Below are 23835 nucleotides of genomic sequence, written 5' to 3' on the forward strand. Positions count from 1 at the left end.
GGGACGCACCGGCCCGAGCGCCGCTGCGATGATGAAAAGTCCTTGCCGCGCCAATTCGATAGTCCGCTGCCGATCGACGCCGTGCTCGATGAGCTCGATCGCACGCTCGAGGGCCACAACGCCGCGGTGCTGGTGGCGCCGCCGGGTGCCGGCAAGACCACGCGCGTGCCGTTGGCGTTGCTCGATGCACCCTGGGCGAGGGGCAAGAAGATCATCGTGCTGGAGCCGCGCCGCATCGCCGCGCGCGCCAGCGCGGAGCGGATGGCGAAGACGCTCGGCGAGCGTGCCGGCGAGACCGTCGGCTATCGCGTGCGCTTCGGCTCGAAGGTGTCGCGCGCGACGCGGATCGAGGTCGTCACCGAAGGCATCTTCTCGCGCCAGATCCTCGACGATCCCGAGCTCAACGGCGTCGCCGCGGTGCTGTTCGACGAATTCCACGAGCGCTCGCTCGATGCCGATCTCGGGCTGGCGCTGGCGCGCGACGCGCAGACCGGCCTGCGCGAGGACCTGCGGATCCTCGTGATGTCGGCAACGCTCGACGGTGCACGCGTCGGAAAACTGCTCGGCGACGCGCCGGTGGTCGAAAGCGAGGGGCGCGCCTTTCCGGTCGAGACCCGTTACGTCGGCCGCAAGGTCGACGCGCCGCTGGAGCGGCAGATGGCCGAGACGATCGCGACCGCGCTGCGCGCCGATGCCGGCTCGGTGCTCGCCTTCCTGCCGGGCGCCGCCGAGATCCGCCGCACCCAGACCTTCCTCACTGAGCGTGTGCACGACGCCTCTGTCGAGATCGTGCCGCTGTTCGGCGCGCTCGATGCCAGCGTGCAGGATCGCGCCATCGCGCCGGCGCCGAAGGGCACCCGCAAGGTGGTGCTGGCGACCTCGATCGCCGAGACCTCGCTGACCATCGAGGGCGTCCGCATTGTGGTGGACTCTGGCCTTGCGCGGGTGCCGCGCTACGAGCCAGACATTGCATTGACGCGGCTCGAGACCGTGCGGGCGTCGCGCGCCGCGGTCGATCAGCGGCGCGGCCGCGCCGGCCGCATCGAGCCCGGCGTCTGCTACCGGCTCTGGGACGAGCCGCAGACCGCGTCGCTGCCGGCCTACACCGCGCCCGAAATCCTCTCCGCCGATCTGTCCTCGCTGGTGCTCGACCTCGCGCAATGGGGCGTCAGCGATCCCGCGGGCCTTGCCTTCCTCGATCCACCGCCGGGACCGGCGCTGAAGGAAGCCAGATCGCTGCTGTCGGAGCTCGGGGCGCTCGACGGTGATGGCCGCATTACAGAGGAAGGGCAGAGCCTGCGCGCGCTGGCGCTGCCGCCGCGGCTGGCGCGCATGATCGTGGATTCCGCCCGCTTCGGTATGGGCGAGGAGGCGGCCGAGATCGCCGCGGTTCTGACCGAGCGCGGGCTCGGCGGCGACAGTGTCGATCTCGACGTCAGGCTCGACCAGTTCCGCCGCGACCGTTCGCAGCGCGCATCGAGCGCTCGCAGCATGGCGGCGCGCTGGGCCGCGCAGGTGAAGTCGGCTGTCGGCGAAGCGAAGGATCTCTCCACCGGCGTCATGCTGGCCTTCGCATTCCCGGATCGGGTCGCCCGGAACCGCGGCAATGGCAGCTTCGTGCTGGCCAACGGCCGCGGCGCCGCCGTCGAGCAGACCGCGGCGCTGGCGCGGCTGCCTTATATCGCGGTCGCCGAACTGACCGGCACGGCCGCGAGCGGCCGCATCCTGCTGGCGGCGCCGATCACCCAGGAGGAGATCGAGCAGCGTTTCGCCGACCAGATCGAGAACGTGGAAGAGGTGACGTTCGACCGCGGCGCGATGGCGCTGCGCGCGCGGCGCCGGCGTTCGCTGCACGCGATCACGCTGTCGGAAGCACCGATGTCGCTGTCGCCCTCGGCCGAGACCGCGCGCGTCTTCGCCGACGGGCTCATCGCGGCCGGGCTCGACCGGTTGCCGTGGTCGAAGCACTCCAAGCAATGGCGCGACCGTGTCATGTTCCTGCGCAAGGCCGAGGACGAGAGCTGGCCCGATCTGTCCGACACCGCGCTCGCCGCGCGTGCCGACGACTGGCTGGTGCCGGCGCTCTACGACAAGACCGCGCTGAAGGACCTGTCCGCCGGCGACCTGTCGGACGCGCTGATGGCGTTGCTGCCGTGGGAATTGCGCGCGCGGCTCGATCGCGAGGCGCCGACGCATTTCGAGGCGCCGACCGGAACGCAGCTCGCGATCGATTACGAGGCCGAGCAGGGCCCGACCATCGCGGTGCGGCTGCAGGAGCTGTTCGGGCTCAACACCCATCCCTCGATCGCCAAGGGCGCGGTGCCGCTGGTGCTGGAACTGCTGTCGCCGGCACAGCGGCCGGTGCAGGTGACGCGCGATCTGCCCGGCTTCTGGCGCGGCAGTTACGCTGCGGTGCGTTCCGACCTGCGCGGCCGCTATCCGCGCCATCCCTGGCCGGAAGATCCCGCCAGCGCGATGCCGACCAGGCGCGTGAAACCGCGCGGCACGTGACGGGTCGCGAATCTCATGCATCGCCGTCATTGCGAGGAGCGATAGCGACGAAGCAATCCATCGTTCCGCGCATGCCGCACGATGGATTGCTTCGCTTCGCTCGCAATGACGGGCATAGACCCGCACCATCCGGGACGTAACGCTGGCGAGCGTCCGCAAACGGTGGTTAGATTTGCACGCTGGGATGGGATCACGGGCTCGCAGTTTGGGGAGGTCACCGTGGAGATCAAGAACGCATCGCCGTCGCTGTACAACGAAGACCTGGCGCCGGCCAAGGAACGCAACTGGGGCGCCTTCAGCATCTTCAACGTCTGGACCTCGGACGTGCATAGCCTGTGGGGCTATTATCTCGCCGCCAGCCTGTTCCTGCTCTGCGGCAGCTTCGTCAATTTCATCCTCGCGATCGGCGTCGGGTCGCTGGTGATCTTCGTGCTGATGAGCCTGATCGGCAATGCCGGCGTGAGGACCGGCGTGCCCTATCCGGTGCTGGCGCGCGCCTCGTTCGGGGTCTGGGGCGCCAACATTCCGGCGCTGGTCCGCGCCGTCGTCGCCTGCTTCTGGTACGGGGCGCAGACCGCGGCGGCCTCGGGCGCGATCGTCGCGCTGCTGACGCGCATCGACAGCTTCAAGGCGTTCCACCAGTCCAGCCATATGCTCGGCCATTCCACGCTCGAGGTGATCTGCTTCGTCGTGATCTGGGCTTTGCAGCTCCTGATCATCCAGCGCGGCATGGAAACGGTGCGGCGCTTCCAGGACTGGGCGGGACCTGCGGTGTGGTTGATGATGCTGATCCTTGCGATCTATCTGTGCATCGCGGCCGGCGGCATCTCGCTCACCGCGCCGATCCCGCAGGACGTGCTGCTGGAGAAGACCAAGGAGGCTGGCGTACCCGGCGTGCCCGGCTCGTTCCCGGCGCTGTGCGCCGTCGCCGCGACCTGGATCACCTATTTCGCCGCGCTTTATCTCAACTTCTGCGACTTCTCGCGCTATGCGCCGGATGCAGCCGCGCTGCGCAAGGGCAATATCTGGGGCCTGCCCGTCAATCTGATCCTGTTCTCGCTGGTCGCCGGCGTCACCACGATCGCGGCGTTCAACGTCTATCACGAGGTGCTGCTGCATCCCGACCAGATTTCGGCGAAGTTCGACAGCTGGTTCCTGGCGCTGCTCGCGGCGGCCACCTTCGCGGTGGCGACGCTCGGCATCAACGTCGTCGCCAATTTCGTCTCGCCGGCGTTCGATTTCTCGAACGTGTTTCCGCGGCATATCGACTTCAAAAAGGGCGGCTACATCGCGGCGCTGATCGCGCTGGCGCTGTATCCGTTCGCGCCCTGGGAGGGCAGCGCCGCCTCGTTCGTCGGGCTGATCGGCGCGACGATGGGACCGATCTTCGGCGTCATGATGGTCGACTATTACCTGATCGCCAAAGGCCGTGTGAACGTGCCGGCGCTGTATCAGGAGAACGGCGAATATCGCTTCCAGAACGGCTGGAACGTCAGCGCGCTGATCGCCGCCGGCATCGGCGCGCTGTTCTCGTCGGTGCTGCCGAACTTCACCTCGATCCTGCCGGCGTGGTGGGCGGTCTATGGCTGGTTCTTCGGTGTCGGGATCGCGGGCGCGGTCTATTACGCGCTGCGCGTTGCGATGCCGAGCCCGGTCGCCAGGACGGCCTGAGAGACGGCCTGAGGGCCGGAAATTGCGGCCCTCGCGGGCGACCGACGTCATTCGGCCGCCCCTTGGGGCTCGCATTAACCCTTCGCTCATCCTTTTCGCCAAAATGGCAGGCTCGTGCCGCCGCCCTCGCTCGCGGCGGGGCGGGCGGCGTGGTGAAATTGCGTGTTCGGTTTTCCGAGTATGGTGTCATGCGTAACCTGATGATTTTCGCGGCCATCCTGATCGGGCTGGGCACCTTCATGGCTCAGATGGCCAGCAAGATGTCGCCCGCCGCCGCGACCACCACAAAGCAGACCATGGCCCCAGCCGTCACGGTGGCGCAGGCCAGCGCCCGCACGCTCAGTATTGCGCCCGATCCTCGCGGTCACTTCGCGACCGACGGCCGGATCGACGGCCAGCGCATCAACTTCATGGTCGACACCGGCGCCTCGGTGGTCGCCCTGAACGAAACGTCCGCGGCACGCTTCGGCCTGCGTCCGGTGCCGGGCGATTACACCTCGCGCGTCACCACTGCCAACGGCACCATCAAGGCCGCGCGCGCCCGCATCGCCATGATCGAGATCGGCGGCCTCACCGTGCGCGACGTCGATGCCCTGGTGCTGCCCGACGAGGCGCTGTCGGAAAACCTGCTCGGCCTGTCCTTCCTGTCGAAGCTGAAGCGCTTCGAATATGCCAACGGCAAATTGTTGCTGGAGCAGTAAGGCCGATTGGCATCAAATCCAAGTCTTCCGCTGGATGTCTTCCTCCGTGATGCGCATCGTCTCCTCAGAACGGCAGAAATTCCGCCGAAACTGAGGAAGGCGGACACACAAGTCGCCGCGAGGGAATTCAGTGCGCTGCTTGTTCACATTTTGGGAATGAGAGCGTAGTCGAGTCGATCTTCGCGACGGCGCGGCATTTGCGCCAGACGTTCGCGGGCAACGTCAGACCTGAGGCGCTTTCGCAGAGCGTCGCGCCGATCTCCCGCCGTGCTCACTGTAAATCCCTACTGCACTCTCTGATATAGCCGGGCGGGTCGTCGACATTCGGGCAGCGCACGACCTGAACGCAAAAGACTTCATCACCGTGTCTGAATATCGAGACTTTTCAACGCTCGCCTCTCTCCGTCGGTTTCCCGGTAATAGCTATGCCTAGGCCGGCATCGTCACCCGATAGCGACACCTCATCTTCCCCAAAAGGAAAAACGGATAGACACTCTTTCGGCACATCAATCCATTGCCCATTGTGTTCAATGCGCATCGACCGTTCCAAGCCTACCCCAAACCCCTTCTTTTCCAGGTTTCGGTCGCAAACTGCCTTGAGGGTGCGAAGTTCGATCTTCGCAAGATCCCCGCCTTGTTGATTTTTGAAAGTCAAAGTCACGACACCGGCTTACACCAGGGGCCCGAGTTTGCCTTGCATACCGTTGAATTGGCGAGCAGAAGGCATAAGGCTCCGGCGAGCACGAACATTTTCATCGGCATGACTCAATATTTGTATCGATTCCAATCAGGCATTCTCGACCCCGTTGGCTTGCCGTGAAGCCAATACAGATAGCTCCCATCCCAAGATCCAACCCACGCTCGATAATCCGGAGTTTTCTGCGAATAAGCCTTCGCATTGTCTAGATCTCCATCAATCTCGTGCTGATCATCCCAGTGCATGTGCCGACGTGCCACCGCACCGCTGTCGCCAAACCCCACACCACCGCCCAGCGCTCCGTCTTGGAATCCGCGCGCTATCTGATCGTAGTAATATAGTCCGCCGCGCTTATGAATTTCCACGCCCAGTTCCGGGATAAAACCCCTGCTCTTGGTCTCTTCCGGGTAATATTGGGCACCAAGGTCTATCATTTCCTTACGGGCAGCGTCCCATGCGCGCTCCGCGCTCTCGAAACCGATCCCCGCATTGCGGCTCGGAAAGTCGCCACCTTCGGCGCCGCCAAAGCGCTTGATGCCAGCGACGCCACCCGATCCGCTGGGGCTGTTGCCAGTCGCCGGCCCGTTGACGCCGGGCTGACCGGCTGCTGTCGCGGGCTGCTGCGGCTGGGGTTGCGCTGGTTGAGTCGGTGTCGGCGGCTGCTGAATCTGCGCCTGTTGAGTTACGCCATCCGCGGCGAACGGGTCGTGGTCAACGGGAACGAGCGAGTAGTCATCGAAATCCGGCTGATGGTCCACCGGCACCAGAAAGTAATCAGGCATTGATCATCACCTACGGATATTGCGGGCATCTGCGGGCGAGCGCGTGCGGCGCGCCTCGCGGAGAGTGCTGGGTTGGCTTTAGATGTTTGAAGCCAAGTGCTTGAAGGATGGCTTGCGCAATGGCGCGGAAGCGTCGCTTCCGGTTCGGCTTGCAAATCGTCTTCGCCGGACGCCCGCCTGTCGGCGGGGGCGGCCTTGGCCGTCAGCCAGTTCGGCTCGCTGCGGTGGCCGATTTCGGCGCGCTGCTGGGTCGGAGCGATTAGCGGTCAAGCAGCGCGTAGGGCGCAACAGCGCGGCGTATTGCGCCGGCGTGCAAGTATTGGCCGACGCCAAATCTGGCGCAATTATTAGCCACCAGCCCCAGTCTCTGCTTTCGCCCGGCCCGCGCATTCGCTAAAGGCTGCGACGATGTTTTTCTGCATACGACCATAAGGCCGAACCATGTTTCCCAAGTCGAAATCCGCGCTGGTTCCGAACACCTATGCCTTCGAATCCGAGCCGATGGTGAAGCCGACCGGGTTTCGCGAGTACGACGCGCGCTGGCTGTTCAACAAGGAAATCAACCTGATGGGCGTGCAGGCGCTGGGCATGGGGCTCGGCGCGCTGATCGCGGAGCTCGGCGTCCGCCAGGAGATCGTCACCGGTCACGATTTCCGCGGCTATTCCGCCTCGATCAAATACGCGCTGATCTCGGGGCTGATGGCGGCGGGGTGCAAGGTGCATGACATCGGGCTCGCGGTGACGCCGATGGCCTATTTCGCGCAGTTCGATCTCGACGTGCCCTGCGTCGCCATGGTCACCGCCTCGCACAACGACAATGGCTGGACCGGCGTCAAGATGGGCGCCAACCGTCCGCTCACCTTCGGTCCTGACGAGATGTCGCGGCTGAAGGCAATCGTGCTCAACGCCGAATTCAACAACACGGCCGGCGGCTCCTATCAATTCCACGAGAATTATCCGGCGCGCTACATCGCCGACCTCACCAGCCGGCCGAAGCTGAAGCGCAGGCTGAAGGTCGTCGCGGCCTGCGGCAACGGCACCGCGGGCGCGTTCGCGCCGCAGGTGCTGGAGGCGATCGGTTGCGATGTGATCCCGCTCGACACCGAGCTCGATCACACCTTCCCGAAATACAATCCGAACCCCGAAGACATGGAGATGCTGCACGCGATCCGCGATGCGGTGCTGGCGCACAAGGCCGATGTCGGCCTCGGCTTCGACGGCGACGGCGACCGCTGCGGCGTGGTCGACAACACCGGCGAGGAGATCTTTGCCGACAAGGTCGGCGTCATGCTGGCGCGCGACATGTCGGCGATCAACGCCAACGCGCAGTTCGTCGTCGACGTGAAGTCGACCGGGCTGTTCGTGACCGATCCCGTCTTGCGGAAGCAGGGCGCGAAGACGGTCTACTGGAAGACCGGCCATTCCTACATGAAGCGGCGCACCAATGAGCTGGGCGCGCTCGCCGGCTTCGAGAAGTCGGGCCACTTCTTCTTCAACAAGCCGTTCGGCCGCGGCTATGACGACGGCCTGGTGTCGGCGATCGCGATCTGCGAGATGCTCGACCGCGCCCCCGGCAAGTCGATGGCCGACCTGAAGAACGCGCTGCCGAAGACCTGGTCGTCGCCGACCATGTCGCCGCATTGCGCCGACGAGGCGAAGTACGGCGTCGTCGACGCTGTCGTGAAGCACTTCGAGGCGTTGCAGCAGCACGGCGGGAAGGTCGCGGGCCAGAACATCCGCGACCTCGTCACCGTCAATGGCGTGCGCGTCACGGTCGAGGACGGCAGTTGGGGCCTGGTGCGCGCGTCCTCGAACAAGCCGGAGCTCGTGGTCGTGGTGGAAAGCCCGGTCAGCGAGCGGCGCATGCACGACATGTTCGAGGCGATGGATGCCGTGCTGCGCACGCATCCCGAGGTCGGCGAGTATAATCAGAAGATTTGAGCTGGGTGCTCCTGGGTCGTCATTGCCGGGCTTGACCCGGCAATCCATCTCGAAAAAGCTTTCTTGAAAATCGATGGGCACGCGGGTCAAGCCCGCGTGCGATGGTCGGTGTCCGCAGCTTCACGCCGCCCGCAGCGAGGCCAGGAAGCGGTCCAGCTCGGTCTTCAGCCACTCCGATTGAGACGACAGGCCGTTGGCCGCATCGAGCAGTTGTGCGGTCGCGCTGCCGGCCTGTTCGGAGGCGCGGTTGACGTTGAGGATGCCCTTGTTGACGTCCCGTGTGCGATCGGCGGCCTGCTGCAAATTGCTGGAAATCTCGCGGGTCGCCGCGCCCTGCTGATCGACGGCGGCCGCGATCTCGCCGGAGACGTGGTCGATCTCCGCGATCGTGGACCCGATGGTCCCGATCGCGCTGACGGCCGCGCCGGTCGCGCTCTGGATATCCTGGATCTGGGCCGAGATCTCCTCGGTCGCCCTGGCGGTCTGGTTGGCCAGTGCCTTGACCTCGCTTGCGACCACGGCGAAACCGCGGCCATGCTCGCCGGCGCGCGCCGCTTCGATGGTTGCGTTCAGGGCGAGCAGATTGGTCTGGCTGGCGATGCTCTGGATCAACGTCACCACCTCGCCGATCTTCTGTGTGCCGGCGGCAAGGCCTTCGACGACGCTGTTGGTGCGGCGTGCCTCGTCGGCGGCCTTGGCGGCGATCCGCGCCGAGCGCGTCACCTGCTCGGCGATGTTGTTGATCGAGGCCGTCAGCTCCTCGGTCGCGGACGCGACGGTTTCCACATTGCTCGAGGCCAGCGTCGATGCGGAGGCGGCGGCGGTGGCCTGGCGGATGGTTTCCGCGTTGCTGCCGTTCATCGTTGCCGACAGGTCCTGCATCGCGCCGGCCGCCACCGCGACGGCCTCGACGACCTCGCCGATCTTGCGCTCGAAGCCGGCGGCGAGCTCGCGCCGCGCGGCATCGCGATCGTGCTTGGCGCGTTCGGCCTCGATGCGCTCGGCGTTGGCGCGCGCCTCGGCGGCACCGGCGGCCTCGGCCTCCGCCGCCTTCAGCGCCGACGTCCTGAACAATTCGGCAAGCGTGTGCGCGAGCCAGATCAGCACGCCGGCCTCGATCAGCAGGATCACGGCGTGGAGAACGACGCGACCGAAATCGGCGCCGCCGGGATAGATCGCGGCCGGCAGGATGAAATTCAGCGTCAGGTGGTGCAGGGCAACCGCCAAAGTGCCGGCGACGATCGGCCGATAGTCGCAATAGGCGACGAGGCACGCCAGCGCGGCGAAGAAATACATGTGCATGTCGACCTGCCAGCGGTGGCCGGCAAACTGGTAGACCAGCATCGACACGCCGGCCATCAGGGCCACGGCAACGATCAGGCGGGTTGAAACGCCGTTCCCCGAGACGCGCCACGCCACCGTCGCGGCCAGCGCCATCGCGACCATGAAGCCGGCCGGCATCAGCCAGTCAGTGTGCAGCGTGATGCCGACGATGATCGCGATCGGAACGTGCAGCCACAGCACAACGAGCAGGATCTTGCTCGCCGTCTCGCGCAGGGCGGCCATTTCATCGCCTTCGAAGGTCATCCCCAACCCCCAGATCGTCATCCGCCCCGAAGCAGCCGGCGATCGCCTGCGGATCCATGGTCAGCAAGGCGCCGGCCTCGTACAGCCGGCCCAGCCCGCCATTGCGGTCAGGCCGCACCACCAGCAGGGCCGGGATCGCGGTCATCCGAACGATCGACGCATTGGCGGCTGCGGCGGCCAGCAGCGCGCGCTCGGCGCGCCACCATGGCGGAAAGGCCACGGCCACCACGTCGCTGCCCGCACGCACCTTTGCGACCGCGATCCAGCTCGCGATCAGCAATGCGGCCGCGCCCAGCCAGGCAGGCCGTCGTCTCGCTGGGATGATCTCCCCCGGCTCCATCGCAGCAGGATACCGCTGCCGGCGCTAACTTCAGGTAAATGCCGAACAGGCGAACTACCTGGGAGCGTATCGACGTCTCGTGTGGGGTTGTGCGGCGGCGCTTACGCCGCGGGCACCGGCAGCGCCGTCACCGACTTGATCTTCTCCATCGCGAAGCGCGAGGTGACGTTCTTCAGCGGCACGGCACTGATCAGCTTCTTGTAGAAGACGTCGTAGGCCTGCATGTCCGCGACCACGACGCGCAGCATGTAGTCGACGTCGCCGGCCATCCGGTAGAACTCCATCACCTCGGGCATGGCGCTGACGGCGTCGGCGAATTTGCGTAGCCAGGCTTCCGAATGGTCGGCGCTCTCGACCGAGACGAACACCGAAATCCCGAGGCCGATCTTGTTCTGGTCGACCAGCGCCACGCGGCGCAGGATCACGCCGTCGGCCTCCAGCCGCTGGATGCGCTTCCAGCACGGCGTCGACGACAGGCCGACCCGGTCGCCGATCTCGGCGACGGAGAGCGACGCATCCTCCTGCAGCACGGTTAGAATCTTGCGATCGATCGCATCGAGGCGGCGGCTGTTGTCATGAAGCTGAATGGCGACATCGGTCATAGAAGAAAGTTCCATATGGAGGTTCAATATCCCTCATATAGAGAAGAATCTTCCAAATCAAGCGATTCGTGGCGGCTCAGGCCGGCTTGGCGTCGGCGTGCTGACCCAAAAACTCTTCAACTTCAGTACGTTGCGGTGCGGCATAAGCACCCCCGAAGCGGGTGCATTTCAGCGCTGCAGCGGCCGAGGCGAAGCGGAGCGCGTCCCGTAGCGGCTGTTTCTCGGTGATGGCGAGGGCGAAGGCCCCGTGGAAGACGTCGCCGGCCCCGAGCGTGTCGACGGTATGGACCGGGAAGGCCGGGGTTTCCTCGAACTCGCCGTTCTCGTTGAGCCAGATCGTGCCCATCGGCCCGCGGGTGCCGGCCAGGAAGGAGGGGGTGAGCTTGGCGAGCTTGTGCAGCGCCTGGCCGTCGTCGGTGACGTCGGCGGTCTCCTGCAGCGGCTCGCTGGAGAACACCAGGTGGGAGGAGGCGGTGAGCAGCCCCTCCCGCATCGACATCGCGCGGTCGACGTCGACCACCACGGGGATACCGCGCTTGACCGCCTCGGCGCAAAGCTCGGTGCAGAACGGCGCGCAGCGGCTCTCGGTCAGGATCGCCGCGCAATCCTCCAGCAAGAGTTCGGTCGGTGGCAGCTTGACCTTCCAGAGCTCCGGATCGCGGAAGGTGACGATGGTGCGTTCGCCGCTGTCGTCGATCATGATCGCCGAGATCGGGGTGACGAGGTTCGGCATGTGGATCAGATGATTGGTCTCGATGCCTTCCTGGGCGAGCTTGTCGAAGATGTAGCGGCTCGAGGTCTCCTGCGAATCGCCCATCGGTCCGCAGATCGAAGCGCGCCCGCCCAAGCGGACGATGCCGATGGCGGCGTTCAGCGCATTGCCGCCGCAGATCTCGTCGAAATGCGTCGCGTTCTCCTTGGAGCCGCGCGCCGGAACGCTGACGCGAAAGGTCAGGTCGCGCACCGGCAGGCCGATGCAGAGGATGCGGGGCGGGACTTTCGGGGCGCCGTTCTGAAAATTCATGCGGGGATCCGTCGCAATGGTTCCGTTACTGCCAGAACTGTGTCCAGCTTTAATCGGCAGAACGATGTCCGGTTCCCGCTATTTGTCCAACGGGTTCTGGTGATGCACCCAGCGGCCGAGCAGATGATGGGCAATCGCGAACGGATGCGGGCCGGCGAGCCCTTCGGGATGCTGGCGCTTCAGCATCAGCGACGCCTCGGCATGGTCGAACCAGCGCGCATCTTCCAGCTCGGTGCGGTCGACCACGATGTCCTCGTTGGTCGCGCGCGCGGTGCAGCCGATCATCAGCGATGACGGATAGGGCCAGGGCTGCGTCATGTAGTAATTGACGTCGGTGCAGCGGATGCCGGACTCCTCGAAAATCTCGCGCCGCACGGCGTCCTCGATGGTCTCCGCGGCTTCCACGAACCCGGCGAGGCAGGAATACATGCCGGGCATGAACTGCTTCTGCCGTCCCAACAGCACCTTATCGCCATACGTGACCAGCATGATCACCACCGGGTCGGTGCGCGGAAAGTGCTCGGCCTTGCAGCTCGGGCATTCGCGCTTCCAGCCGCCGTCCTTCATCGCCGTGCGGGTGCCGCAGTTCGGACAGAAGCCGTGGCGCTGATGCCAGGTCACCATCGATTTCGCCATCGCGATGGCCGAGAGCTGCTCGGGCGGCACCACGCCCTGCATCGCCATGCCGCGCAATTCGGTGATCGCGACGTCGGCGCGTCCGACCAGCTTCTCGGCCGCCTGCGGCGCGATCCCCATGCCGAAGATCGGCGCGGCGTTGCGCAGCCCCAGGAAGATCGTGCCGGGATTGGCGCCGTAGCTGCGGGCTTCCTCCAGCGACAGCAGCGCGCGGGCGCCGCCGTCCTCCTGCTTCACGACCAGCGAGTCGCGATAGATCACATAGGCTCTAGCCTCGCGGTGGCCTTCCAGCGCGAACAGCTTCTCGTCGTTGGTGCGCAGATGCGCGGCGCGGTCCAGCACGTGGGTGACGAAGGCCGGCTGGCCGAGCGGAAATGAATCGAATGCAGACATTGAATGTTCAACCCAACCAGATCTTGCGGCGAAGCGCGCTGATGAAATTCTGCACTTCCTCGGCGTCATGCGCCAGCGGCGGCATCACGCCCCAAACGGGACGCGGCCATGCAGCGTCGCTGGTGCGGCGCGCGATGATGTGGACGTGCAGCTGCGGGACGAGGTTGCCGAGCGCGGCGACATTCAGCTTGTCGCACTTGGTGACCTCTTTCAGGGCCCGCGAGACGCGGGTGATTTCCGTCATCAGCTGCGCTTGCGCGACCTCGTCGAGGTCGATGATCTCGACCGCGCCGTCGCGCCGCGGCACCAGCAGCAGCCACGGATAATGCGCATCCTTGATGACGAGCACCTTGCACAGCGGCAGGTCGCCGATGTCGATGGTGTCTTTCTTGAGCTGCGAATGCAGCGACCAATTGGAGGCGGGCATGGGGGGCAAATAATGCCTTTCCGTGTTCCCAGACAAGCCCCGCAAAGCCAGCCTTACAAAGCCGGGTCAGGCCGCTTGCTTTCCGGCGGTTTTGGCCCCAAATAGGGATCGGGAGATTGGCGGTGGACGAGCCACTCGCCAACCGGGTCAGGTCCGGAAGGAAGCAGCCCTAACGAGGTCCGGATCGGGTCGCTCGTCAGTCTCCTACCTGTTTTTCCGAGCGAATCGCGCTGGAATGGCGGTCTCCGCGCCCGGCGCTCGATTTTGGCTCCTATCCGCACGCCGGCTGAAGAGACAATTCCCAAGTTGCGGATCGATGCATGAATGACGCTGGCGACCCCTCCCATCCGTCCGACGGCGCAGGCAAAGGCACCCTTGACGGCGGTTTCGATCTCGGCGGCGCGCCGGACGCCGCAAAACCCTACCGCGTTCTTGCCCGCAAATACCGCCCCTCCAGCTTCGAGGATTTGATCGGCCAGGAGGCCATGGTGCGCACCGTCTCGAACGCGTTCGAGACCGGGCGAATTCCGCAGGCCTGGATCCTCACCGGCGTCCGCGGGGTCGGCAAGACCACCACCGCGCGCATCCTCGCCCGCGCCTTGAACTACGCCAAGCCGGACGGCTCGGTGCAGGGGCCGACCATCCACATGCCGGACCTCGGCATGCACTGCCAGGCGATCATGGAAAGCCGGCACATGGACGTGCTGGAGATGGACGCCGCCTCCCACACCGGCGTCGACGATGTCCGCCAGATCAATGACAGCGTGCGCTACGCGCCGGCCAGCGCACGCTACAAGGTCTACATCATCGACGAAGTCCACATGCTGTCGACGGCGGCCTTCAACGCCTTCCTGAAGACGCTGGAGGAGCCGCCGGAGCACGCCAAGTTCGTGTTCGCCACCACCGAAATCCGCAAGGTTCCGATCACGGTGCTGTCGCGCTGCCAGCGCTTCGACCTGCGCCGCGTCGAAGCCGACGTGCTGATGAAGCATCTCGGCAACATCGCGGCCAAGGAAGGTGTCGAGGTCGAGCCCGAGGCGCTCGGCATCATCGCGCGGGCGGCCGAGGGATCGGTGCGCGATTCGCTGTCGCTGTTCGACCAGGCGATCGCGCATGCCGCGGGCGACGTGAAGGCCGACGCGGTCAGGCAGATGCTCGGCCTCGCCGACCGCACCCGCGTGATCGATCTGTTCGAACAGCTGGCGCGCGGCGATATCGCCGCCGCCTTCGCCGAATTCCGCGCGCAATATGACGTCGGCGCCGATCCGGTCGTGGTGCTGTCTGACCTTGCCGAGTTCGTCAATTTCGTCACCCGCGTGAAGTTCGTGCCGGGGACGGCCGACAATGTTGCGTTCGGCGAGACCGAGCGGGTGCGGGCGCGCGAGTTCGCCGCCAAGCTGTCGATGCGGGTGCTGTCGCGGATGTGGCAGATGCTGCTCAAGGGCATCGCCGAGGTGCAGACCGCGACGCGCCCGGCCGCCGCGGCCGAGATGGTGCTGGTGCGGATCGCCTATGTCGCCGATCTGCCGACGCCGGACGAGGTGATCCGGATGATCGAGCAGAATGGCGGCGGCGCGGCGCCCGCGACGTCGGGTTCCGCCGCGTCGTCACCGTCACGCGGCGCACCGAGCTCGGCGATGTCGGCCATGCCGTCGGCGCCGGTGCGCACGCCGCAGGCCGCGCCGCGCGGCGATCTCGCCGCGCGTCCGCAGATGGCAGCGCCGGTCGCCGATGCCGCGCCGGCGCTGCGGATATCAAGCTTTCCGCAACTGATCGCGCTCGCCGGCGAGAAGCGCGACATCATGATGAAGAGTGCGCTGGAAGCCGATGTGCGGCTGGTGCGCATCGAGGACGGCCAACTCGAGATCGCCCTCGAGCCGAAGGCGCAGCGCGCGCTGGTCACCGATCTGTCGCGCAAGCTCGAACTATGGACCGGGCGGCGCTGGACCGTGATCATCTCCAACGAGGCCGGCCAGCCCACGGTGCGCTCGCAGAACGAACTGGCGCGCAGCGAGCACCAGCGCGCCGCCGAGGCCGATCCGCGCGTGCAGGAGGTGCTGGCGCGCTTCCCCGGCACCAAGGTGGTCGAGGTTCGCCGCCTTGCCGCCGAGGTTCCGGTTTCGGATGCGTCAGGCGAAGACCCGATTGAAACTTCCGACAGCGACGACGATTGATATTTGGCTATAGGGACGCACGCATGGCTGATTTTCTCGGCATGATGAAGCAGGCAGCGCAGCTGCAATCCAAGATGCAGGAGATGCAGGAACAGCTCGGCAATGTCGAGGTCGAAGGCATCTCCGGCGGCGGCCTGGTCACGGTGCGCATGACCGCCAAGATGGAAGTGAAGGGCATCAAGATCGATCCGTCGCTGATGAAGCCGGAGGAACGCGAGGTGCTCGAGGATCTCCTGGTCACCGCGCATGGCGATGCACGCCGCAAGGCCGAGACCGCGATGCAGGAGAAGATGATGGCGCTCACCGGCGGGCTCGGCCTGCCGCCGGGATTTGGTCCGACTTAAATGGCTGCAAGCGTTGCCGGCCCCGAGATTGAACGCCTGATCCAGTTGCTGGCGCGGCTGCCCGGGCTCGGGCCCCGTTCGGCGCGGCGCGCGGCGCTGCATCTGATCAAGAAGCGCGAAGCCCTGATGACGCCGCTGACCGCGGCGCTGCAGGTCGCGATCGACAAGATCCAGGTCTGCAAGACCTGCGGAAACATCGATACACAAAACCCCTGCACCGTGTGCACGGATCCGCGCCGCGATCCCTCGATCATCGTCGTGGTCGCGGACGTCGCCGACCTCTGGGCGCTGGAACGCGCCAATGCGACCAATGGCCGCTATCACGTGCTCGGCGCGACGCTGTCGCCGCTCGACGGCGTCGGTCCACAGGATCTCACCATCGATCAGCTGGTGGCGCGTGCGCATGCGCCCGAGGTCAGCGAGATCATTTTGGCGCTCAATGCGACCGTCGATGGCCAGACCACCGCGCACTACATCACCGACCTGTTGTCGGAGGCCAATGTGCGGGTGACGCGGCTGGCGCATGGCGTGCCGGTCGGCGGAGAGCTTGATTACCTCGATGAAGGTACGCTATCTGCAGCGATGCGGCAGCGGACGCTGTTCTAGCGCGCGATGCTGGCGCCGAGCGCGCGTCAGGCGCCAAGCGATCGGTCACAATCCGAAAAGATCGCACCGAAACAAAATGGTAAGGTGGATGCCGATTCGGGGACGGTCATTCACGCTCTGACGAATCAAGATACGGAACCACTGACAATGACGGCACACCGATTCGGCGTACGCTTGTTCGGCGTACGTTTGGGCTTTGCGCTTCTGACGGCAACGTTCGCCGCGCCTTGCGCGCTCGCGCAGCAGGCCGACGCCCCGCAGAAGCCCGGCAAGATGATCCACGCCGGCGACGTGCTGTCGGGAGAGCTCGGCGTCATGAAGGTGCGTGACGCCAAGAACCGCGGCAAGCGCGTCGCGACCTACCAGATCACCAGCGAGCCGCGCCGGCTGCCGCCGCCGAACGGTCTGTGCAATCTCGAGACCGGGCCGGAAACCTTCCAGCTGATTCCGACCAACGACGCCCAGGCCGCGCAGCTCAAAAGCCTCTCCGGCAAGGAAATCTCGGTGAAGGTCGACGAAGTCGCCTGCGCCAAGGATGCCGGCGAGATGAGCGAAGCCATCGTCACCAAGTGGAGCGTAGTGGCGAAGTAGCCACCCCAATTTCGGTGTCATCGCCCGGCTCGACCGGGCGATCCAGTACGCCGCAGCTTCTCCACCGAATCACGAACGCCTCTGGAATACTGGATCACCCGGTCAAGTGTTTAGCCCGGACAGATCACTGACGGGTGATGACAGGGGAGCTAGACCCTGACCGGCCCCAGCTCGTCGAAATGCCCGCGCCTCTGCAGCCAGGCGAGCAGGATCAGGCTCGGGATCGCGACCAGCACGCAGATCACGAAGAACATCTGCCAGCCGACGGCCTTGGCGACATAACCGGCGCCTGACGACAGATAGGTGCGGCCGACCGCGGCGAGCGCCGTGAGCAGCGCGTACTGGGTCGCGGTGTGCAGCGGATTGCGGCACAGCGCCGACAAATAGGCGACGAAGATCACGGTGCCGATCGCGCTGGTGAAATTCTCCGCGGTGATCGCAAGCGCGAGCGCCCATTGATCGACGCCGACATGGGCGAGCCAGGAGAATGAGAGATTGGCGACCGCCTGCAGCACGCCGCCGATCCAGAGGCTGGTCGCGAGCGAATAGCGCCGCGCCACGAAGCCGCCGGCAAAGCCGCCGATCAGGGTCGCGGCAAGGCCGACACCTTTCACGATCGCCGCGTAATCGACCTTGGAAAAGCCGATGTCGATCACGAACGGCGCGGTCATGGTGCCTGAAAACGCGTCGGTGAACTTGAACAGCACCACAAAGGCGAGCGCCGCGAAGGCGTCCTTGCGGCTGAGGAACTCGGAGAACGCGCCGAGCGCGGCATGTAGCACGCGTTCGGCCGGGTTCTGCGCATGCGTCGCCGCCTCCGCGCCCTTCGATTGCGTCGGCTCGGTCGCCGCAAGCGCGGTGACGATGCCGATCACGACCAGCGCGGCCATCACCACGTAGCCCCACATCCAGGCCGACAGGCGCACGAGGCCAGCGGACTCGAAGCCGCTGACGATGAACAGCGCGCCTGCGGTCGAGACCAGCATGCCGACGCGGTACGCCGCGACATAGGACGCCATGCCGGCGGCCTGCTCGCTTTCAGGCAGGCTTTCGACGCGGAAGGCATCGACCACGATGTCCTGCGTCGACGATGCGGTTGCGACCAGCAGCGCGGCGAAGGCCGCGAACCACGGCGATCGCGCCGGATCGGCCATCGCCAGCACCAGGATCGCCGCGATCAGCAGCAGCTGCGAGAACAGCAACCAGCCGCGGCGGCGGCCGAACATCTGCGTGAACAGCGGAACATGCAGCGCGTCGACCAGCGGCGCCCAGAGGAATTTCAGCGTGTAGGGCGTGCCGATCAGCGCCAGCAGCCCGATGGTGCCGAGATCGACCCCGGCCTCCTTCATCCAGACCTGCAGCGTCGAGCCCGACAGTGCCAGCGGCAGCCCCGAGGAGAAGCCCAGCAGCAGCACGATCAGCACCCGCGGCTGCAGATACACCGCAAAACTGTCGCGCCAGGAGGTGGCGGCGGGGGGATTCTTTTCCGATTGGGTCGCGGTCACTTCGGGCGCGGTCATGTCCCTCTGTTAGCAGATTCGACCGCAGCTGCCTTGGCTCCCTCTCCCCGCTCTTTCGCGGGGAGAGGGTTGGGGTGAGGGGCTTTCTCAGCGAATTATGACGGGTGCAATGTGCGGAAGCTCCCCCTCACCCGAAATTCGCGCGATGCGCGAATTTCGACCTCTCCCCGCAAGCGGGGCGAGGTGGCTACTCCCCTGCCTGCAGCTTGCGGGGGGCGGGGAACAGGTCGGGGGCGGGCTTGACGAAGCGGGGGACCTCGATCGGGGTCTCGGACTTGCTGAAGTCGAGTTCCTCGATCCGGCCGGCGCGTTTCTCGATCTTGTCGGCGGAGATCAGGATCTGCCTGACGTCCTCGTTCACCTGGCCGAAATGGGTCTGCAGCTTGAGCACGCGATCGCGCAGGCGGCCGAGGTCGTCGCCGAGATGCATCACCTCGTTGCGGATCTGGTCGGCGGCGTCGCGGATGCGGGCGTCCTTCAGGATCTGCTGCATCACCTGGATCGCCAGCATCAAGAGCGAGGGCGATACCAGCACGACGCGCGCGCGATAGGCCTTCTGGATCACGTCGTCGAAGCCGTCATGGATCTCGGCATAGACCGATTCCGACGGCACGAACATCAGCGCGGTGTCCTGGGTCTCGCCAGGGATCAGGTACTTCTCCGCGATGTCGCTGACATGCTTCAGCACGTCGGCGCGCAGCCGCTGGCTGGCGAATTTGCGCTCCTCGTCGCTGCGCGCATCGTGCAGCGCGGTCATGGCCTCGAGCGGGAATTTCGCGTCGATGCAGAGCGGGCGCTGGTCGGGCAGAAACACCACGCAGTCCGGCCGCTTGCCCGACGTCAGCGTGTACTGGAACTCGAACGAGCCCTTCGGCATGCCGTCCTGGACGATCGCCTCCATCCGCGCCTGGCCGAAGGCGCCGCGCGATTGCTTGTTGGCGAGCACGTCGCGCAGCGTCGTCACCTGGGTGGTGAGCTCGTTGAGGTTCTTGTGGGCGTGGTCGATGATGCCGAGCCGCTCGTGCAGCACGCGCAGCGAATCCATCGTGTTGCGGGTCGATTGCTCCATCGACTGGCCGACCCGGTGGGTCACCGAATCGAGCCGCTCGTTGACGGCGCGGGCCATCTCGGCCTGGCGGCCGGCCAGCGCCTGCGCCATAGTATCAACCTTGGCATCGACCCGCCCGGAGGATTCGCTCTGGGCCCGCAGCATGTCGGCGAGGCGCTCCTCCAGTTCGTCGGCGCGGATGGCCTGGGCCATTGCGAGTTCCGCGCCGCGCCGGCTGGCGCGTGCGATCACCACCGCAATGGCGAACAGCAGGATCAGCGCCAGCGCCCCAAGGCCGATCAAGGCGTCGGAGACACGGACGGGAAGGTCGCCAATCGTGAGGAGAATCTCGTTCATGCCGGCAGTTGTAGCCGATTCGCGGCCAGGTGCGAACGAAGAGGGAACGTTTAAGGCAAATGCATTCCTGATTTTCCGGGTTAATGCGGGGTGAAGAAACGTGGTTAAGGTTGTCCTAACGGGTTCCTGAGCGCATTGACCCCATGAAGTCAGCAGCTTAAATCGCCGCCATGGCATTAAGAGAAATTATCATCCTGCCGGACAAGCAGTTGCGGCTGGTGTCGAAACCGATCGAGAAGGTGACGCCGGAGATCCGCAAGCTGGCCGACGACATGCTCGAGACCATGTATGACGCGCCCGGCATTGGGCTCGCGGCGATTCAGGTCGCGCAGCCGCTGCGGCTGATCACCATGGATCTCGCCAAGCGCGACGAGAACGGCGAGACCACGGCGAAGCCGCGCGTCTTCATCAATCCGGAGATCATTGCGCGTTCGGAAGAACTGTCGGTGTACGAAGAGGGCTGCCTGTCGATCCCCGAATATTACGAGGAGGTCGAGCGGCCGGCGCGGGTGCGCGTGCGATTCACCGATCTCGACGGCACGGTGCATGAGGAGGATGCGGAAGGGCTCTACGCCACCTGCATCCAGCACGAAATCGATCATCTCAACGGCGTGCTGTTCGTGGATTATCTGTCGAAACTGAAGCGCGACCGCGTGTTCAAGAAATTCGAGAAGGCCGCCAAGCGCGCGGCGGAGTAGGCGCGGTCGCTTTCCCGGACGCGTCATGGCCGGGCTTGACCCGGCCATCCACGTCTTGCTTCGCTGTCGCCGAAAACGTGGATGCCCGGGGCTTCTTGTGCGAAGACGCGCTTCGCGCTTAAGCACTCCAACTGCTACCGAGCCTGTCTAATGCCTCTCCGCCTGATCTTCATGGGCACGCCCGATTTCGCGGTGCCGACGCTGCTGGAGCTCGTAGCCCATGGCCATGAGGTCGTGGCGGTCTACACCCGCGGGCCGAAGCCGGGCGGGCGGCGCGGCCTGCAATTGCAGCCGACGCCGGTCGAGCAGGAGGCGCGCCGCCTCGGCATTCCCGTGCTGACGCCGAAGACCCTCAAGACCTCGGAAGCGCTCGAGGAGTTTCGCGCGCATGACGCGGATGCCGCCGTCGTCGTCGCCTATGGCATGATCCTGCCGCAAGCCATTCTCGACGCGCCGAAGCTCGGCTGCTTCAACCTGCATGCCTCGCTGCTGCCGCGCTGGCGCGGCGCCGCGCCGATCAACCGCGCCATCATGGCTGGCGATGCCGCGAGCGGCGTGATGGTGATGAAGATGGATGTCGGCCTCGACACCGGGGACGTCGCGATGGCCGAGCGGTTGCCGATATCGGACAGCATGACGGCATCCGATCTGCACGACGCGCTGGCGCCGCTCGGTGCCGACCTGATGGTGCGCGCGATGGCGGCGCTCGGGCGCGGCGGCTTGCAACTGACGAAGCAGAGCGAGGACGGCGTCACCTATGCGGCCAAGATCGAGAAGGCCGAGGCGCGGATCGACTGGACACAGCCGGCGCATATGGTGCTGCGGCACATTCACGGGCTCTCGCCGTTTCCCGGCGCCTGGTGCGAGCTTGCCGGCGAAGGCGAGCCGGTGCGGCTGAAGATCCTGCGCTGCGAGCTGGCGAAAGGCTCGGGCGCACCGGGCGATGTGCTCGACGACAATTTCGCGATCGCCTGCGGCGACGGCGCGATCCGGATCCTCGAACTGCAGCGCGCCGGCAGGGCGCCGATGAAGGCAGCGGATTTCTTGCGCGGCACGCCGTTGAAGCCGCCTGCGCGGCTCGGCTGATGCCCCGCTACAAGCTCACCATCGAATATGACGGCACGCCGTTCTCCGGCTGGCAGATCCAGGACACCGCGCCGACCGTGCAGGGCGCGCTGGAGGCGGCGGTCAAGGCGATCTGCGGCGAGGACGTGCGCGTCCATGGCGCAGGGCGTACCGATGCCGGAGTGCATGCGCGCGGCCAGGTCGCGCATTGCGACATCGCCAAGCATTTTCCGCCCGGCCGCTTTCGCGACGGGCTGAATGCGCATCTGCGGCCCAATCCGATCGGCGTGCTCGCGGCTGACATCGTGCCCGACGATTTCGAGGCGCGGTTCTCCGCGACCAGGCGGCACTATCTCTATCGCATCACCAACACGCGCGCGAATCTCGCGCTCGACATCGGCCGCGTATGGCGCGTGCCGCGCGCGCTCGATGCTGACGCGATGCACGCCGCCGCGCAGCGCCTGCTCGGCAAGCACGACTTCACCACCTTCCGCGACACCGAGTGCCAGGCCAAATCGCCGGAGAAGACGCTCGATCAGCTCGATGTCACCCGTGACGGCGCCGCCGTCAACATCGTGACGTCGGCGCGCTCGTTCCTGCACAGCCAGGTGCGTTCGATGGTGGGCTCGCTGGTCTGGGTCGGCGAGGGTCGCTGGAGCGCCGACGATCTTGCCGGTGCGCTCGCTGCCCGCAACCGCGCCGCCTGCGGCCCCGTGGCGCCGCCGGACGGGCTCTACCTGATGCGGGTGGATTACTAGGCGGTGTGAATGATCTTGTAGGATGGGTAGAGCGAGGCGAAACCCATCATGTCCGCCGCGATTCGAGGTAATGGGTTTCGCTGCGCTCTACCCATCCTACAGACTGTATCTGGTGCGAGTGGATACTAGTGGCCCCAATCCCTACTGTGCATGGGGTCGTTTTCGATGTTTTTGTCCAGCCGCGCGGCTGGCCTACCCGAAATACCGCTCCAACACGCCCCGATAGATCCGCGTCAGCTTCTCCAGATCAGCCACCGGCGTGCGCTCGTCGACCTGGTGCATGGTCTGACCGACCAGGCCGAACTCGATCACCGGGCAATAGCTCGAGATGAAGCGGGCGTCCGAGGTGCCGCCGGAGGTCGACAGCTCTGGCCTGCGGCCGGTGACCTCCTCGATTGCGGCGACCGCAAGGTCGGTGAACGGGCCGGGCTGGGTGACGAACACGTTCGAGTTCGACGGTTGCCAATCGATATGGGCGCGGATCCGATTGCCGCAGGCTTTCGCCAGCCGCTCATCGACGATCTGCCGCAGGCTCTCCTGGGTGTGGTTGTCGTTGTAGCGGATGTTGAACTTCGCCCGTGCCTGGCCGGGGATCACGTTGCTCGCGGTGTTGCCGACATCGACGGTGGTGAATTCGAGGTTGCTGGCCTGGAACTGCGCGCTGCCGTGATCGAGCGGCTCGTCGCTCAGCGCCACGATCAGCCGCGAGATATCCGGCACCGGGTTGGAGGCACGGTGCGGATAGGCGACGTGGCCCTGCACGCCGTCGACGACCAGCATGCCGGACTGCGAGCCGCGCCGGCCGATCTTGATCATGTCGCCGAGCACTTCGACATTCGAAGGCTCGCCGAGCACGCAATGATCGAATTTCTCGCCGCGCTCGGCGCACCATTTTAGCAGCTTGACGGTGCCGTTGATCGAGACGTCTTCCTCATCGCCGGTGATCAGGAAGGAGATCGAGCCGTTGCCATTCTCTTGTGGCTTGCCGCCGTGGTCCTGCAGATATTGCAGCACTGCGGCGACGCTGCAGGCGATACCGCCCTTCATGTCGACGGCGCCGCGGCCATAGAGATAACCGTCCTTGACCTCGCCGGAGAACGCGCCGAGCGTCCACGCGGCTTCATCGCCGGGCGGCACCACGTCGGTGTGGCCAGCGAAGGTGATATGCGGCGCCGAGGTGCCGATGCGCGCATAGAGGTTGTCGATATCGGCGGTGCCGGGCTCGGAGAAGGTCACGCGGTGGACTTCGAAGCCTGCGGCTTTCAGCAGGTTTTCGAGAACGCCAAGCGCGCCGGCGTCGGCCGGGGTGACGGAGGGGCAGCGAACGAGATCGCGGGTAATCGAGACGGCATCACTCATGCG

Annotated in this window: 22 protein-coding genes and 1 other RNA gene; 12 read left to right on the forward strand and 11 right to left on the reverse strand. The window is 65.7% G+C overall.

The genetic code is table 11. The features are described 5' to 3' along the window. Window positions 1–42 precede the first annotated feature (42 nt). From hrpB to J2R80_RS09050, 3 genes are all read left to right on the forward strand, one after another. Window positions 43–2511, forward strand: a complete 2469-nt coding sequence (hrpB, locus tag J2R80_RS09040; protein ID WP_253588639.1) for an ATP-dependent helicase HrpB — start codon at window positions 43–45, stop codon at window positions 2509–2511. 219 nt (window positions 2512–2730) lie between these two features. After that, the gene (locus J2R80_RS09045) at window positions 2731–4182 is read left to right on the forward strand and encodes an NCS1 family nucleobase:cation symporter-1 (protein WP_253588640.1); all 1452 of its coding nucleotides are present in this window, start codon (window positions 2731–2733) and stop codon (window positions 4180–4182) included. Between the two features lie 188 nt (window positions 4183–4370). Next, the gene (locus tag J2R80_RS09050; protein ID WP_092078840.1) at window positions 4371–4883 is read left to right on the forward strand and encodes a TIGR02281 family clan AA aspartic protease; all 513 of its coding nucleotides are present in this window, start codon (window positions 4371–4373) and stop codon (window positions 4881–4883) included. Window positions 4884–5268: 385 nt separating this feature from the next. On the opposite strand, the gene J2R80_RS09055 is transcribed toward J2R80_RS09050, so the two are convergent. Together J2R80_RS09055 and J2R80_RS09060 are read right to left on the reverse strand one after the other, a co-directional pair. Beyond that, window positions 5269–5544 carry a hypothetical protein gene (locus J2R80_RS09055; protein ID WP_253588641.1) on the reverse strand — a complete coding sequence of 92 codons (276 nt, stop codon included), beginning with the start codon at window positions 5542–5544 and terminating at the stop codon, window positions 5269–5271. Between the two features lie 104 nt (window positions 5545–5648). Beyond that, entirely contained in the window at window positions 5649–6362 is a 714-nt protein-coding gene (locus tag J2R80_RS09060) for a hypothetical protein (RefSeq protein ID WP_253638394.1), read from the reverse strand. 441 nt (window positions 6363–6803) lie between these two features. On the opposite strand from J2R80_RS09060, the gene J2R80_RS09065 reads away from it, so the two are divergent. After that, entirely contained in the window at window positions 6804–8303 is a 1500-nt protein-coding gene (locus tag J2R80_RS09065) for a phosphomannomutase/phosphoglucomutase (RefSeq protein WP_253588643.1), read from the forward strand. A gap of 120 nt (window positions 8304–8423) precedes the next feature. Here J2R80_RS09065 and J2R80_RS09070 read toward each other — a convergent pair whose 3' ends face one another. From J2R80_RS09070 to J2R80_RS09095, 6 genes are all read right to left on the reverse strand, one after another. Next, complete coding sequence (locus J2R80_RS09070) at window positions 8424–9890, reverse strand: methyl-accepting chemotaxis protein (protein WP_253588644.1); 1467 nt, start codon at window positions 9888–9890, stop codon at window positions 8424–8426. Further along, on the reverse strand, window positions 9871–10170 hold the full coding sequence (locus tag J2R80_RS09075; RefSeq protein WP_253638395.1) for a hypothetical protein: 300 nt from the start codon (window positions 10168–10170) through the stop codon (window positions 9871–9873). Before J2R80_RS09075 ends, J2R80_RS09070 begins: the two co-directional genes overlap by 20 nt. A 161-nt stretch (window positions 10171–10331) precedes the next feature. After that, window positions 10332–10832, reverse strand: coding sequence for an Lrp/AsnC family transcriptional regulator (locus tag J2R80_RS09080; RefSeq protein WP_016848075.1), 501 nt, complete (start codon window positions 10830–10832; stop codon window positions 10332–10334). A gap of 76 nt (window positions 10833–10908) precedes the next feature. Then, the gene (locus J2R80_RS09085; protein ID WP_253638396.1) at window positions 10909–11856 is read right to left on the reverse strand and encodes a sugar kinase; all 948 of its coding nucleotides are present in this window, start codon (window positions 11854–11856) and stop codon (window positions 10909–10911) included. Window positions 11857–11934: 78 nt separating this feature from the next. After that, complete coding sequence (gene nudC, locus J2R80_RS09090) at window positions 11935–12885, reverse strand: NAD(+) diphosphatase (protein ID WP_057018981.1); 951 nt, start codon at window positions 12883–12885, stop codon at window positions 11935–11937. A gap of 7 nt (window positions 12886–12892) precedes the next feature. Beyond that, the gene (locus J2R80_RS09095) at window positions 12893–13312 is read right to left on the reverse strand and encodes an HIT domain-containing protein (protein WP_253588645.1); all 420 of its coding nucleotides are present in this window, start codon (window positions 13310–13312) and stop codon (window positions 12893–12895) included. 111 nt (window positions 13313–13423) lie between these two features. Between J2R80_RS09095 and ffs the strand changes: the two genes are divergently transcribed. From ffs to J2R80_RS09120, 5 genes are all read left to right on the forward strand, one after another. Further along, window positions 13424–13520, forward strand: an RNA gene (gene ffs / locus J2R80_RS09100) — signal recognition particle sRNA small type. A 112-nt stretch (window positions 13521–13632) separates the two neighbouring features. Continuing rightward, entirely contained in the window at window positions 13633–15486 is a 1854-nt protein-coding gene (locus tag J2R80_RS09105) for a DNA polymerase III subunit gamma/tau (RefSeq protein ID WP_253638397.1), read from the forward strand. Window positions 15487–15509: 23 nt separating this feature from the next. Beyond that, window positions 15510–15830 carry a YbaB/EbfC family nucleoid-associated protein gene (locus J2R80_RS09110; RefSeq protein WP_028335943.1) on the forward strand — a complete coding sequence of 107 codons (321 nt, stop codon included), beginning with the start codon at window positions 15510–15512 and terminating at the stop codon, window positions 15828–15830. Continuing rightward, window positions 15831–16436: a recombination mediator RecR gene (recR, locus tag J2R80_RS09115; protein ID WP_028335942.1), complete on the forward strand. Its 606-nt coding sequence runs from the start codon at window positions 15831–15833 to the stop codon at window positions 16434–16436. Window positions 16437–16583: 147 nt separating this feature from the next. Then, window positions 16584–17027, forward strand: coding sequence for a hypothetical protein (locus J2R80_RS09120; protein ID WP_371852196.1), 444 nt, complete (start codon window positions 16584–16586; stop codon window positions 17025–17027). A gap of 149 nt (window positions 17028–17176) precedes the next feature. On the opposite strand, the gene J2R80_RS09125 is transcribed toward J2R80_RS09120, so the two are convergent. Continuing rightward, window positions 17177–18547 (reverse strand): AmpG family muropeptide MFS transporter, encoded by a 1371-nt coding sequence (locus J2R80_RS09125; protein WP_076834916.1) that lies wholly within the window; start codon window positions 18545–18547, stop codon window positions 17177–17179. 187 nt (window positions 18548–18734) lie between these two features. Next, the gene (locus J2R80_RS09130) at window positions 18735–19952 is read right to left on the reverse strand and encodes a DNA recombination protein RmuC (RefSeq protein ID WP_076834917.1); all 1218 of its coding nucleotides are present in this window, start codon (window positions 19950–19952) and stop codon (window positions 18735–18737) included. A gap of 170 nt (window positions 19953–20122) precedes the next feature. Here J2R80_RS09130 and def point away from each other — a divergent pair, with 170 nt between their 5' ends. The 3 genes from def (at window position 20123) to truA (ending at window position 22473) form a co-directional block, all read left to right on the forward strand. Beyond that, entirely contained in the window at window positions 20123–20650 is a 528-nt protein-coding gene (def, locus tag J2R80_RS09135) for a peptide deformylase (RefSeq protein ID WP_038385628.1), read from the forward strand. Window positions 20651–20800: 150 nt separating this feature from the next. Then, a complete protein-coding gene (fmt, locus tag J2R80_RS09140) occupies window positions 20801–21736 on the forward strand; it encodes a methionyl-tRNA formyltransferase (protein ID WP_253588647.1) in 936 nt (311 codons plus the stop codon). After that, complete coding sequence (gene truA, locus J2R80_RS09145; RefSeq protein WP_076834919.1) at window positions 21736–22473, forward strand: tRNA pseudouridine(38-40) synthase TruA; 738 nt, start codon at window positions 21736–21738, stop codon at window positions 22471–22473. The genes fmt and truA overlap by 1 nt, the downstream gene beginning before the upstream one ends. Window positions 22474–22665: 192 nt before the next feature. Here the strand turns inward: truA and dapE are convergent, their stop codons facing one another. After that, window positions 22666–23832 carry a succinyl-diaminopimelate desuccinylase gene (gene dapE / locus J2R80_RS09150; RefSeq protein WP_253588648.1) on the reverse strand — a complete coding sequence of 389 codons (1167 nt, stop codon included), beginning with the start codon at window positions 23830–23832 and terminating at the stop codon, window positions 22666–22668. Window positions 23833–23835: the final 3 nt, after the last annotated feature.

It is taken from the genome of Bradyrhizobium sp. USDA 4541, assembly GCF_024171085.1.
Classification (GTDB): domain Bacteria; phylum Pseudomonadota; class Alphaproteobacteria; order Rhizobiales; family Xanthobacteraceae; genus Bradyrhizobium; species Bradyrhizobium australafricanum.